This window comes from Funiculus sociatus GB2-C1 (genome assembly GCF_039962115.1).
Taxonomy (GTDB): Bacteria; Cyanobacteriota; Cyanobacteriia; order Cyanobacteriales; family FACHB-T130; genus Funiculus; species Funiculus sociatus.
This window is the reverse complement of the sequence record NZ_JAMPKJ010000011.1, coordinates 59,169-72,113: the sequence shown is the minus strand read 5'-3', so window position 1 is coordinate 72,113 and position 12,945 is coordinate 59,169. Positions and strand designations below refer to the sequence as shown.

Annotated in this window: 10 protein-coding genes; 7 read left to right on the top strand and 3 right to left on the bottom strand. The window is 46.8% G+C overall.

All coding sequences use genetic code 11. From position 1 onward, the window contains the following. The first annotated feature begins 16 nt into the window (after positions 1 to 16). Together NDI42_RS08035 and NDI42_RS08030 are read left to right on the top strand one after the other, a co-directional pair. A complete protein-coding gene (locus NDI42_RS08035) occupies positions 17 to 2,902 on the top strand; it encodes a pentapeptide repeat-containing protein (RefSeq protein ID WP_190456814.1) in 2,886 nt (961 codons plus the stop codon). A 52-nt stretch (positions 2,903 to 2,954) separates the two neighbouring features. Continuing rightward, the gene (locus NDI42_RS08030; RefSeq protein WP_348231392.1) at positions 2,955 to 3,887 is read left to right on the top strand and encodes an alpha/beta hydrolase family protein; all 933 of its coding nucleotides are present in this window, start codon (positions 2,955 to 2,957) and stop codon (positions 3,885 to 3,887) included. Here the strand turns inward: NDI42_RS08030 and NDI42_RS08025 are convergent, their stop codons facing one another. After that, entirely contained in the window at positions 3,888 to 4,019 is a 132-nt protein-coding gene (locus tag NDI42_RS08025; protein WP_277876854.1) for a hypothetical protein, read from the bottom strand. It abuts the gene before it with no gap. Positions 4,020 to 4,200: 181 nt separating this feature from the next. On the opposite strand from NDI42_RS08025, the gene NDI42_RS08020 reads away from it, so the two are divergent. From NDI42_RS08020 to NDI42_RS08010, 3 genes are read left to right on the top strand one after another with little or no spacing between them, the layout of a single operon-like run. Further along, entirely contained in the window at positions 4,201 to 5,349 is a 1,149-nt protein-coding gene (locus NDI42_RS08020; RefSeq protein WP_190456881.1) for an aminotransferase class V-fold PLP-dependent enzyme, read from the top strand. 59 nt (positions 5,350 to 5,408) lie between these two features. Further along, the gene (locus NDI42_RS08015; protein WP_190456810.1) at positions 5,409 to 6,818 is read left to right on the top strand and encodes a cytochrome P450; all 1,410 of its coding nucleotides are present in this window, start codon (positions 5,409 to 5,411) and stop codon (positions 6,816 to 6,818) included. A 36-nt stretch (positions 6,819 to 6,854) separates the two neighbouring features. After that, positions 6,855 to 7,898 carry a glutathione S-transferase family protein gene (locus NDI42_RS08010; RefSeq protein WP_190456808.1) on the top strand — a complete coding sequence of 348 codons (1,044 nt, stop codon included), beginning with the start codon at positions 6,855 to 6,857 and terminating at the stop codon, positions 7,896 to 7,898. A gap of 120 nt (positions 7,899 to 8,018) precedes the next feature. Here the strand turns inward: NDI42_RS08010 and cysS are convergent, their stop codons facing one another. Beyond that, entirely contained in the window at positions 8,019 to 9,503 is a 1,485-nt protein-coding gene (gene cysS, locus NDI42_RS08005; RefSeq protein WP_190456806.1) for a cysteine--tRNA ligase, read from the bottom strand. Between the two features lie 271 nt (positions 9,504 to 9,774). Between cysS and NDI42_RS08000 the strand changes: the two genes are divergently transcribed. Both NDI42_RS08000 and dtd read left to right on the top strand, forming a co-directional pair. Further along, entirely contained in the window at positions 9,775 to 10,896 is a 1,122-nt protein-coding gene (locus tag NDI42_RS08000; RefSeq protein WP_190456804.1) for a CobW family GTP-binding protein, read from the top strand. Between the two features lie 123 nt (positions 10,897 to 11,019). After that, on the top strand, positions 11,020 to 11,472 hold the full coding sequence (dtd, locus tag NDI42_RS07995; RefSeq protein ID WP_190456802.1) for a D-aminoacyl-tRNA deacylase: 453 nt from the start codon (positions 11,020 to 11,022) through the stop codon (positions 11,470 to 11,472). Positions 11,473 to 11,586: 114 nt separating this feature from the next. On the opposite strand, the gene NDI42_RS07990 is transcribed toward dtd, so the two are convergent. Continuing rightward, entirely contained in the window at positions 11,587 to 12,921 is a 1,335-nt protein-coding gene (locus NDI42_RS07990; RefSeq protein WP_190456800.1) for an endonuclease/exonuclease/phosphatase family protein, read from the bottom strand. Positions 12,922 to 12,945: the final 24 nt, after the last annotated feature.

The window sequence follows — 12,945 nt, the reverse complement described above, 5'->3', positions numbered from 1 at the left end:
GCGATTTTGAGAAACAATGCCTGAATATAACAGTAGAAACGCAGTACTGAAACGATATTCTCTAGGCGAACGGGATTTTCGTAAGGTCAATCTAAGTGGTACCAACCTAAATGATGCAGACCTCAGTAAAGTTGATTTAACTGAGGCAATTATGAATCAGGCAACCCTATGTCAGGCGATTTTGGCTGAAGCAAAATTAACTGGGAGCAATTTGAGTGGGTCGGCTCTAATTGAGGTGAATCTAGTTAGAGCCGACCTAAGTGAAGCAAATTTGACTGATACAATCTTATGTTGGGCAGACCTAAGAAATGCCAATTTATGTAGAGCAAATCTAAGTGAAGCAAATTTAGTTAAGACAAACTTGAATCGAGCAAATTTGAATGGGGCTTCTTTGAATCGAGCAAATTTGAATGGGGCTTCTTTGAATCGAGCAAATTTGAATGGGGCTTCTTTGAGTGGGGCATTCTTATTAGAAGCAAGTCTGCTGGGAGCAAATTTGAGTGGAGCTTCTTTGCAAGAAGTTAACTTGCAACAGACAAACCTTCAAGGAGTTTTCTACGATGCTACCACCGAGTTCCCGGAAAACTTCGATCCAATTTCAGCAGGAGCGTACTTAATCGCTCCTAAAGTCCATTTAGTAGGGGTAGACTTACCAGCAGCCAATCTACCACAAGCCAACCTTGCATCCTCTAACTTAACCCAAGCCAACTTCAGCAAGGCAAACCTGCAACACGCTAACCTCAGCGCCACAATATTAAATCAAACCAATCTCAGGGAAGCTAACCTGCAACACGCCAACCTTGCAGGAGCGAGTTTAATTGCAGCAGACCTCAGAGGCGCCAACCTCAGCCAAGCCAACCTGCAACAAGCACAATTAGCCCAAGTTCTCTACGACCAGGAAACTCAGTTTCCCAGCGATTTTGAGCCAAATACTGCTAAAGCATACTTAATCGCGCCTTTTTCTGAGTTAGTGGGAGCTAATTTAGCTCAAGCAAATCTCAACAATAGTAAGCTGTGCAAAGCTAATCTTCGCGCCGCCTGCTTGGTGGGAGCCTCTTTGCGAAAAACTGATTTAGCTCAAGCAAATCTGACTGATGCTGATTTAAGTGGTAGCGATTTAGCAACAGCTAACCTAGTTGGAGCTTGTTACAACCAGCAGACGCGATTTCCTAAAGATTTTGAGCCACATCAAGCCGGAGCGTTCTTAATTGCTCCTTGTACTTCCCTTGTGGGAGTTGATTTGCAACAGCTAGATTTGCCAAATGCTAACCTGAGTGGGGCATCTTTGAGTGCAGCCAACCTAAGTAAAACTAATCTCACTAGGGCTAATCTTAAAGCGGCTAAGCTGGAAAATGCGAATCTGTGCGACGCTAATCTCACCGGAGCTGACCTGAGACGCGCCGACCTAACTGGGGCTAATTTAATCGGAGCCAACTTACAGCAAGTTCTCTACAACCCAGCTACTCGCTTTCCCCAAGATTTTGACCCGACGGCTTCAGGAGCATACTTGATTGCTCCCAATGTATCGCTCCAAAAAGCTAATTTACAGGCTGTAGATTTGAGCGGGGCGAATCTGAGTAAAGCCGATTTGTCTGGGGCAAATCTAAGGGGAGCAAATCTAATGGGAACCAACCTTCAAGGAGTTTTCTACGATGCTACCACCGAGTTCCCGGAAAACTTCGATCCAATTTCAGCAGGAGCGTACTTAATCGCTCCTAAAGTCCATTTAGTAGGGGTAGACTTACCAGCAGCCAATCTACCACAAGCCAACCTTGCATCCTCTAACTTAACCCAAGCCAACTTCAGCAAGGCAAACCTGCAACACGCTAACCTCAGCGCCACAATATTAAATCAAACCAATCTCAGGGAAGCTAACCTGCAACACGCCAACCTTGCAGGAGCGAGTTTAATTGCAGCAGACCTCAGAGGCGCCAACCTCAGCCAAGCCAACCTGCAACAAGCACAATTAGCCCAAGTTCTCTACGACCAGGAAACTCAGTTTCCCAGCGATTTTGAGCCAAATACTGCTAAAGCATACTTAATCGCGCCTTTTTCTGAGTTAGTGGGAGCTAATTTAGCTCAAGCAAATCTCAACAATAGTAAGCTGTGCAAAGCTAATCTTCGCGCCGCCTGCTTGGTGGGAGCCTCTTTGCGAAAAACTGATTTAGCTCAAGCAAATCTGACTGATGCTGATTTAAGTGGTAGCGATTTAGCAACAGCTAACCTAGTTGGAGCTTGTTACAACCAGCAGACGCGATTTCCTAAAGATTTTGAGCCACATCAAGCCGGAGCGTTCTTAATTGCTCCTTGTACTTCCCTTGTGGGAGTTGATTTGCAACAGCTAGATTTGCCAAATGCTAACCTGAGTGGGGCATCTTTGAGTGCAGCCAACCTAAGTAAAACTAATCTCACTAGGGCTAATCTTAAAGCGGCTAAGCTGGAAAATGCGAATCTGTGCGACGCTAATCTCACCGGAGCTGACCTGAGACGCGCCGACCTAACTGGGGCTAATTTAATCGGAGCCAACTTACAGCAAGTTCTCTACAACCCAGCTACTCGCTTTCCCCAAGATTTTGACCCGATGGCTTCAGGAGCATACTTGATTGCTCCCAATGTATCGCTTCAAAAAGCTAATTTACAGGCTGTAGACTTGAGTGGGGCGAATTTAACAAAAGCTAACTTAACAAAAGCTAATCTGTGCGGTGCTAAGCTATCTGGAGCAATTCTTTTGGGAGTTAATTTGTCTGGAGCTAATCTTCGGGGAGCCGATTTAAGCGGGGCAATTTTGAAAGGAGCAGACTTGAGTAAATCAAATTTAACTAATGCTAACCTGAGAGCTGTAGATTTAAAGCAGGTCATACTAGAAGGGGCAGTCATGCCCGACGGAACAATCCACGAGTAATAAGAACAATTTACAATTTATTTTTTCCAGTTTTATTGTGTCTTACTTGAACTTGCATAAGCATATTTTGGGCATAAATCCAGTTGGAATCATAAATAATTTCATTCTTGAGCGATACACTAATAGCGCTAATGCTTTGCGCCAAGTGCCGATTAAAATTTACTACCCTCAAGCATCAGGATTATTCCCTGTCATTATTTTTTCGCATGGTTCGGGGGGATCAAAAAATGCCTTTTCCTACCTGGGGCGCTTTTGGGCTAGTCATGGCTATATTTCCATCCATCCAACTCATTTTGGCAGCGACAAATCTGTGTTTCAGAGTGGCGGACGTGAGGCACTTGAGAACAGCAGTAAAGACCCCCAACAATGGCGCGATCGCGCTGCCGACATATCCTTCCTCATCGACTCCCTCAAGCAACTAGAAGGCAATATTCCCCCATTAACCCAAAAAATAGACTACTCCCACATAGGTGTCTCTGGTCATTCCTATGGTGCTTACACAGCAATATTGATTGCTGGCGCGTTAGTGGACATACCTCAACAGCCAAACATCACTTTTCAAGATGATCGCGCCTGCGCCTTTATAGGGATATCTTCTCAAGGAAGTGGTACTTATGGTTTAACTAAAAGCTCTTGGAATGAAATTAAAGCGCCTGTAATGACAGTAAGTGGAACTAAGGAAACAGGAGGAAAAGGAAAACCTAAATCGTGGAGGTTGGAACCTTTTAAATATATGCCTCCAGGCAATAAATATCATACTCTTATTCAAAATGCTGATCACTCTTCCTATAATGATTACAAACGCAGCACAGAAATATCCAAATTAGAAATGCAAGCTATAAATGATATTCATACTTACCTTCAGAGCGCAAGTATTGCTTTCTGGGATGCTTACCTCAAGCAGGATAATTCAGCCAGAGAATATCTAAAATCCAAAACACTCCAAATTTACAGCAACGGCAAGGCTTCAATTTTTGAAAGATGATTAATGACATTTAGCTGCGTTTAACCATGCTAACTGCACAAGTTCCAGTCCTTGTGTAAATAAACCGATACTACCGACGGCTGGAAGATTGGCGACTTGCTGCTGCAATTTTTGCCGATAGTCAGCAGTCATCCGAGTGAGAGTCCCCTGGGATGCGAAACCCAATATTGGTAAGGGTTTGGTGGGTAACGATAAAGCTCTACCTATCCTGCAATCCTACAAATAATTAGATTGATCTACTTACTTGCAGCCAGCTAACTTTAAACTCTAAGTTATTGCTCGCTCGATTAACCCAAGAATAAATAATGCTAACATAATGCTAACATCCTCCATTAACAACACGGCTCGGCTGCAACTCGCCCCTTTAAAAATACCAACTCGTCTGCTACTGGGGCCAGGGCCTTCAAATGCCCATCCCGCCGTACTTCAGGCGATGAATACTCCTCCTGTGGGACACCTCGACCCAGCATTCCTGGGACTGATGGACGAAATCCAGACCTTACTGCGCTATGTTTGGCAAACGGAAAATCCACTCACCATTGCAGTAAGCGGTACAGGAACCGCCGCAATGGAAGCAACTATCGCCAATGTTACTGAACCGGGTGATGTGGTTCTAATTGGTGTGAATGGTTACTTCGGCAACCGTCTTGTTGATATGGCCGGACGCTATGGTGCCGATGTGCGAACCATTACCAAGCCTTGGGGACAGGTGTTCGCCCTAGACGAACTCCGCAGCGCCTTGGAAACTCATCGCCCTGCTATCCTGGCTTTGGTTAATGCTGAGACATCCACCGGGGCGCGTCAACCATTGGAAGGAGTCGGCGACCTCTGTCGTGAATTTGACTGTCTGCTGTTGGTGGATACTGTCACCAGTTTGGGTGGTGTTCCCTTGTTTCTGGATGAGTGGAAGGTTGACCTAGCTTATAGTTGCAGCCAGAAAGGGTTAGGTTGTCCGCCCGGTGCTTCGCCGTTTACAATGAGTCCCCGTGCGGTTGATAAAATGCAACAACGTCGCACTAAGGTGGCTAACTGGTATCTGGATATGACGTTGTTGAGTAAGTATTGGGGCCAAGAACGCACTTATCACCACACTGCCCCGATTAACTTGTACTATGCGCTGCGAGAAGCGCTGCGTTTGATTGCCGAAGAAGGAATAGAAAATTCCTGGATGCGTCACCAAAAGAATGTTGAGTATCTCTGGGAGGGGTTAGAAGATTTAGGACTCACCATGCACGTTGAACGAGAGTTTCGTTTGCCAACGCTTACTACGGTTTGCATTCCAGAGGGTTTGGATGGGAAGGCGATCGCGCGTCAGCTGCTGATGGAACACAATATAGAAATTGGGGGCGGATTAGGGGAACTGGCTGGTAAAGTCTGGCGTGTGGGTTTGATGGGCTTTAACAGTCGTTCAGAGAGTGTAGATCGACTTTTGGAAGCACTGCGGCAGGTTTTAGCCAAATAGTGCAGGTGGTTCCTATAGAGATTCTCAACAGCATCTAACATGACACAGCTGGCATAGTTATGAACCAAGATATCGACGAGGTATTGGTACTAGAGGAAGGACAAGCACCACCAAAAGATGCGATCGCGCCACCGCGAAAGCCAAAGTGGTCAGACACATTAAATTACATTGCCAATCCGGATCGCTTCTGTCGCCAAAATCTAGAAAAGTACGGTGCCATTTTTAACACCAGTGTCTTTGGTGGCACTACTGTCTTTGTCGGTTCAGCTAAAGCTACTCAAATGACATTTAACGGGGACTTGAAATACACAGAGATTGCCTTGCCAGCAACCACGATGGATATGTTTGGCGAGTACAGTCTGTTTCAGCGTCCCGATTTGCATCGCCAGCGCAAAAGCGCACTGCGTCCCGGACTGACTGGTCAGGTACTTGAGAGATATGCGCCGGCGATTGAGAGTGCGATCGCGCTAGGCATCTCCCAGTGGCCCACCCCCAGTAGACTAGCACTCTACCCAGCAGTGGAGAATATTTGCTTTGATGTACTCGTCCCCCTGCTGTTGGGAGTCAGCTTGAATGACGCCGATCCAACCACTTTTGAGGGACTACCTGTATCCTCCAAAGCCGAACTAAAGGCGTTGTACAAGACCTTTTTTGATGGTTTCTATGGCTTGTTAAAGTGGAAGTCACCCTTTACAGCCTACGGTAGGGGCTGGAAAGCACGTGCCGAGTTACTTGAGTTCATGCGTGCAGTTGTACGGCGACGGCGGACACAGGGCGGAGTCATTGACCCCACAGTAGACTTCCTCTCAATGATGCTAGCCAGTCAGGAAGAAAACCCGGATGGAGTCTTTACCGATGCCTTGATTGAAAACCAGTGTCTGCTACAGTTGTGGGCTTCACACTATGAAATTTCGGGGCTGGTGGCTTCCCTGATATACCAACTTGGACACCACCCACAGGTACTACAGCGGCTGCGGGAAGAACAAACTCAGGTGATGGGCAAACAAAGCAATATCAGCACCTTCTTACCCGAACATCTGAAGCAGATGGTATTCCTAGAGGCAACCATCAAAGAAACGCTACGCACACTACCTCCTAGTTCTACTGCCAACCGCCGACTCACTAAGTCGGTGGTACTGGATGGGGTGCTGTATAAACAGGGCTGCTCTGTGATGGCAGAACCGCGAATTGCACATATCATGCCAGAATACTTTCACGAACCGGAGGTATTTGCTCCAGAGCGATTCCTGCCTCCTCGCAGTGAAGGTAAAATGTATGAGTTCATCCCCTTTGGTGGCGGCGTACACGCTTGTTTAGGGGCGCAGTTGGCGATGGTTGTTACTAAGATATTTGCCTCTAATTTGCTGCACAAGTTTGATTGGAAGCTGACAGGTGATGCAAAATTTGTGCAATTTCCTCTCAAGAAGATTAGGGATGATTACCAAATTGAAATAACACACCGAGTTTAAGATTTTCTCTATTCTCCCGATACGTTCTTGAGGATCATGTCACAAACCACTGTTGGAATTAACAAAAAAAGTAAGTCCCTTCCTCCGGGAATAATTGTTAAACTCGGAAAGTTCGTCTGGACGACAATCTGGCATCTGATGATGTCTCAGCTTGCCCCATCTCAAAAATCGGGTGAGTATGTCCGCCCTAAGAGCCAGTTTCGGAATTTTGTCGGGACTGAGGAAGGGAATTTATACCAGCCAGCCGCAGGACGTTACCGCCTTTTTGTGGGGTTGGGCTGTCCTTGGGCGCATCGTACATTAGTTGCGCGATCGCTTAAGAAACTGGAAGATGTGATCAGCGTGTCCATCGCTTCCCCTTCCTCTGATGCGGGCATTTGGGTATTAGACGACCCCTACGAGGGTTGCCACACCTTACCGGAGTTGTATCAGTTGGCGCAACCAGGCTATAGCGGACGTTGCACGGTTCCGGTTCTCTGGGACGAACAAACAAAAACTATCGTCAACAACGAGAGTGCAGAGATTATCGTGATGCTGAACTCAGCCTTTAATGAGTTTAGTAAACATCCCGAACTGGATCTCTACCCAGAAGAACTCAAAGAAACCATTGACCTTTGGAACGACAAAATTTACGATGCTGTGAATAATGGCGTGTACCGTTGCGGCTTTGCTCAGTCACAGGCGGCTTATGAAAAAGCCTGTGATGAGCTATTTGTTGCCCTGAATGAGATTGACGCAGTGCTGGCGACAAGTCGATATGTGTGCGGCGACAACGTGACACTAGCAGATGTGCGTTTATTTACTACGCTGTTCCGCTTTGATGCTGTGTATTACGGGCTGTTCAAGTGCAACCGCAAGAGAATCAAAGACTATGAAAATCTCGGTGCCTACCTTTGTGATTTATATCAACTTCCCGGTGTTGCTGACACCTGTGATATAGACGCTGTGAAGCGGGATTACTACGGCAATCTATTTCCACTCAATCCAGGCGGGATTATCCCCTCTGGGCCTGATATGAAAAGTCTTTTTGAACCACACGATCGCGATCGCAAAACCAAAACACAATTTGTTTCAACTTGAGGATTGTCACTAAAACTTACTATTTTGATCACACATTGACAAGGGGACTAGGGACTAGGGACTAGGTAAGATTTTTTCCTCTTCCCCAATCCCCAATCCCCAATCCCCAATTCCCAATCTTTAGTTGCGATGCCAGCGCGTACCCTCTTGGCTATCAATTAGGGTAATGCCTTGGGCAGCTAGTTCGTTGCGAATGCGATCGCTTTCAGCAAAATTCTTCGCTTTCCGCGCTTCCTGTCGCTTTTCAATCTCCGCCTCAATCTCCGCATCGCTTATATCACCAGCAGTTTCATCCTCTAGCGAAGCTATGTCTTGCGCCCCCACTTCTAAGCCTAAAACTGTTGACAAATCAACCAAAGTATGCCACCGAACTTGTAACTCTTCCGGTGGTGTCTCAGTTTTACCCTGGTGAACTAAAATATGCCCTTGCTTGCCTAATTCCTTTGCCAGTTCAAACAATACTGTTAAACCGCCAGGAAAATTTAAGTCATCATCGACTGCTGTTTGGAATCTCTCAACAAAGGGATTGGGGGTTGGGGATTGGGGACTGGGGATTGGAAGATTTTCTTGTTGTTCCACTCTCCAACCTAACTGTTTACCGTACTGGTAGCCAAACAGCAGACCTTCTTTTAAGGTATTCCAACCGTTGGTAGCAGCTTGTATGGCTTCATCGGTAAAGTCGATAGGTTTGCGGTACTGTGCTGTAAGAACAAATAACCGCACTGCCATCGGGTCAACTGGACGATCAAGTAACTCCCGAATGGTGATAAAGTTGCCCAGAGACTTAGACATCTTCTCGCCATTCACCGTTACCATACCATTGTGCAACCAGTAACGAGATAAAGGCTTGCCTGTTACTGCTTCTGATTGAGCAATTTCATTTTCGTGGTGGGGGAAAATTAAGTCAGCACCGCCAGCGTGGATATCTATAGTTTCGCCCAAGCGATCGCGCACCATAGCCGAGCATTCAATATGCCATCCCGGACGACCATCACCCCAAGGCGACTCCCACGCAGGTTCCCCTGGTTTAGCAGCCTTCCACAAAGCAAAATCAAACGGATCTTTTTTCTTAGACGCTTCCGGTTCCACCTCAACCCGATTACTTGCGCCAGCCTGCATATCTTCTAACTTGCGTCCCGAAAGCTTCCCATACTCCGGAAATTCACGAACTGCATAGTAGACATCGCCAGCCGAAGGATAAGCAAAATCTTTCTGTTCCAACTCGTGAATCAGCCGCTTAATTCCATCTATTGTGTGAGTAGCGCGGGGATATTCATCAGCTTCTTGGATATTCAGCCGTGCCATATCCTCAAAATAAGCTTGGATATAGCGTTCTGCGACTTCCTCCATCGTTGAACCCTCAAGCCTGGCTCGATTGAGGATTTTGTCATCAATATCAGTAAAATTCTGTACGTAGCGCACATCATAGCCGAGAAATTGCAGATAGCGGCGCGTCACATCCCAAACTATGCAAGCTCTAGCATGACCCAAGTGGCAGTAATCGTACACCGTTACGCCGCAGTAGTACATCCCGACTTTACCGGGATTGAGGGGTTCAAAGGATTCCTTACGACGGGTTAGGGTGTTGTAGAGTGATAGGGTCATAAACTTTGGATTGATTATAGTCAGCGCAGACAAGCTTTGTTTGTGTAGCCGTAGAGACGCAATATATCATCGCATCTGTAAAATCGGAGGGTTAACACCAGCGATCGCTTGCCTCCATGTTAAACGGCATCGGCATCTTATCAGCTTCGTTCTTTTCCATGCCGTGTAACAAGCCATAATAAAGGTGGGTAGCAGGGATGCAAATATCTGCATTTAATGCCCTGCCGATCTTTACATAGTTCCATTTTCTGACCTTTTCGACAGTCGCGTTATGCAACCAGCAGTTAAACCTGACCAATCCCCAGCAATCGATTCCCCGAAACACGGCTTGCCTGTCACGATCATTACAGGTTTCCTTGGCAGCGGCAAGACCACGCTCCTCAACCACATCTTAAGCAATCAGGAAGGCGTGAAAACCGCTGTTCTGGTCAATGAATTTGGTGAAATCGGCATTGACAATGAACTGATTGTCACCACCGGAGAAGACATGGTGGAGTTGAGTAACGGTTGTATCTGCTGCACCATTAATAACGATTTGGTTGAGGCAGTTTACAAAGTTCTGGAACGCGAAGACAAAATAGATTATCTGGTAGTGGAAACAACCGGACTCGCAGATCCTTTGCCAGTTGCACTCACCTTTTTAGGGACGGAACTGCGAGACATGACCCGCCTGGATTCTATTATCACGGTGGTAGATTCAGAAAATTTCAGTCTCGATTTGTTCAACAGCGAAGCCGCCACCAGCCAGATTACCTATGGTGACATTATTCTACTAAACAAAGCAGATTTGGTAGATGAAGCTGACTTGGATTCGCTGGAAGTTAGAATTCGGGACATGAAAACTGATGCCAGAATTCTGCGAACCGCACGCGCACAGGTGTCATTGCCTTTGATTCTCAGCGTCGGTTTGTTTGAGTCTGACAGGTATTTAGAGGTTGAATCGGAACACGACCACGACCACCATGACCATCACGACCATCACGACCATCACGACCATAGTGCTTGCGATCATGAACATGATGTTTGCACTCATGACCACGACCACGACCATCACCACCACTCGCACCACCTGGAAAATGACGGGTTTACCTCAATTTCTTTTGAAAGCGACAAGCCTTTTGCTATCAAGAAGTTTCAAAATTTCTTAGATAATCAATTACCTTCTACCGTCTTCCGTGCCAAAGGGATTCTTTGGTTTGACGAAAGCCCCAGACGGCATATTTTCCACCTCTGTGGCAAGCGGTTTAGTATTGACGATGAAGATTGGAAAGGTCAACCGAAAACCCAGATGGTGCTGATTGGTCAGGATTTAGATAAAGAAACCCTGCGCGACCAAATCCAGAAATGTGTCTGTCTCCCCTCTGCAAGTCGTGGCAAAGGGTTCGGGAAATAGTAATTAGCTAATTGCTAATAGTTTATAGCGTTTCTCTCTTGGGTCGAATACATTGCGGTTCTAACGTTTGGTAGGGACATGGCAATGCCATGTCCCTACAGATGTAATGACTAATGACTAATTATGCGCGTTGTCGTTCAGCGAGTTAAATCATCTCAAGTTGAGGTTGCAGGTAAAGTCATCGGCAAAATTGGGCGAGGGCTTAACTTACTCGTAGCCATTGCCGATACGGATACCGAAGCAGAACTTGATTGGATAGCGCGAAAATGTTTGGAATTACGCTTATTTCCAGATGAGCAAAATGGGACGGGACGCTGGGAAAAATCGATTCAAGAAATCGGGGGCGAACTGTTAGTAATTAGCCAGTTCACCCTCTACGGAGATTGTCGCAAAGGTCGCCGCCCTTCCTTCGACCGTTCAGCTGCACCAGATGTTGCCAAAAAGCTTTACGAACAGTTTGTTGAGAAGTTGCGCCAAAGTGTGCGAGTTGAAACGGGTGAATTTGGGGCGATGATGCAGGTAGAAATTGAGAATGATGGCCCTGTTACTTTGCTGCTGGAAAGAGAAGCATCTTAGAGAACAATACGGTTCACTTAAGAATATTTGTAGATTGGGATTACCGTGTGGAAACCTAACCAATGGTTATGAGTGTTGGATTTCGTTGCACAAGCCAACCTACGCTACGCTAACTCAAACAATCGGTTTGCGGCGACGGCGGGATTTGCCAATTATCCCCAGAATGCCAAGGCTGAAAATCCCCAGAGTAGCGGAAGGTTCAGGTATGCTAGCGCTATCATCAGCCACCTTAACATCAGTCCACACCAAGCGATGATCGGAACTGGGGAATGGGAACGTCCCCACTAGAGGAAACAGGCGATCGCTGCTCTTAGGCCAGAATACAGCTGCATCAACAATCTCTAAATCCTGCGATGGCAAAACGTAATCTACGCGCAAATTACCGGGTGTACCATCAGCAAAGTCAGCTGTATCAAATGCTGGGTTGCTTTTATGGGTTAGATTAGCACCGCCTTGCAAAATTGCCTGTTCTGGGCCGCCTTCGCTGGTGGGAGTGACACTGGTATTGACAAGGGGATTATCCAGCAATTGCTGTATCGCACCGGGTAAGCTATCGCCATCAAAGGGATCTGAATTTTGGTCGCCCATGATAACAAAGCTTGAATCAGCACTCAGTCCTCCAAAGGTGCGCTGATCGTCGTAGATGTAATCGCCTTCTCCGGGCGTGATATAGTCTGCCCAAAAGCGAATTTCGTCAAAATTCCGCCTACCGTTGCGGTCTTCGGGGCCGTCAAATACTGGCGGGGTAGGATGGCTAAGGAGGGCGTGAACAATCTCTCCGTTAACGTTAATTGGGATATCCCAATGACTTTTAGAGGAGAGACGAACTACCTCAAGTTCTGCTTCCGAGTACCAGTCATTGGGTTCGGGTGTCGCTGGGTTGTTGGGAAGTAAGGCTCCCGGCATATCTTTCCACAGGAAGGTTTGGAAGGTGCGGATGCTTTCTTCTAAAATTGGGTACTTGGAGTACAGTGCCATGCCAAACTGTCCGGGGAAGAATCCGAAGCCATAGGCATCGTTTGGGCCGCCGACTGTGCCATTGTTGTCTAGGTCAAATCCGGAAGGTATGCCAGTGTTGGATGGTGCAACGTAGCGATATTGATATTCAGCGGGGGAAGCACCATTCTGGCTAACTGAAAGGTAGTTATTTTGAAATAGTTGGGCTGCTTTACCGCCTTCTACATAGTCGAATTCGTTGATTAACAGTACGTCAGGGTTGACTCGTTGGATGATTTCGGCAACGGTCTTGGCCTGTACGTTGTCGGGGGTTGACAAATCGGTAATTAGTTGACCCTCAGCGTTGCGGTTTAGTGAGGCGTTGAATGTGGCAAAGCGGAGGGTGGTGGCTTGGGCTGACCCAGACGCGATCGCTCCCAATATCCCTGCTGTCAGTAATCCTCCGGATACAAGGCGATCGAACCGGGAAATTAGAGCTTTCTGGATCTTCATAGCAACCGTGTTTGTACTTAGCTT

Excerpts from the sequence above, each read along its gene's own strand:
- NDI42_RS08035 (WP_190456814.1), top strand. The coding sequence starts at position 17 with ATGCCTGAATATAACAGTAGAAACGCAGTACTGAAACGATATTCTCTA.
- NDI42_RS08025 (WP_277876854.1), bottom strand. The coding sequence starts at position 4,019 with ATGACTGCTGACTATCGGCAAAAATTGCAGCAGCAAGTCGCCAATCTT.
- NDI42_RS08015 (WP_190456810.1), top strand. The coding sequence starts at position 5,409 with ATGAACCAAGATATCGACGAGGTATTGGTACTAGAGGAAGGACAAGCA.
- NDI42_RS08010 (WP_190456808.1), top strand. The coding sequence starts at position 6,855 with ATGTCACAAACCACTGTTGGAATTAACAAAAAAAGTAAGTCCCTTCCT.
- cysS (WP_190456806.1), bottom strand. The coding sequence starts at position 9,503 with ATGACCCTATCACTCTACAACACCCTAACCCGTCGTAAGGAATCCTTT.
- NDI42_RS08000 (WP_190456804.1), top strand. The coding sequence starts at position 9,775 with ATGCAACCAGCAGTTAAACCTGACCAATCCCCAGCAATCGATTCCCCG.
- dtd (WP_190456802.1), top strand. The coding sequence starts at position 11,020 with ATGCGCGTTGTCGTTCAGCGAGTTAAATCATCTCAAGTTGAGGTTGCA.
- NDI42_RS07990 (WP_190456800.1), bottom strand. The coding sequence starts at position 12,921 with ATGAAGATCCAGAAAGCTCTAATTTCCCGGTTCGATCGCCTTGTATCC.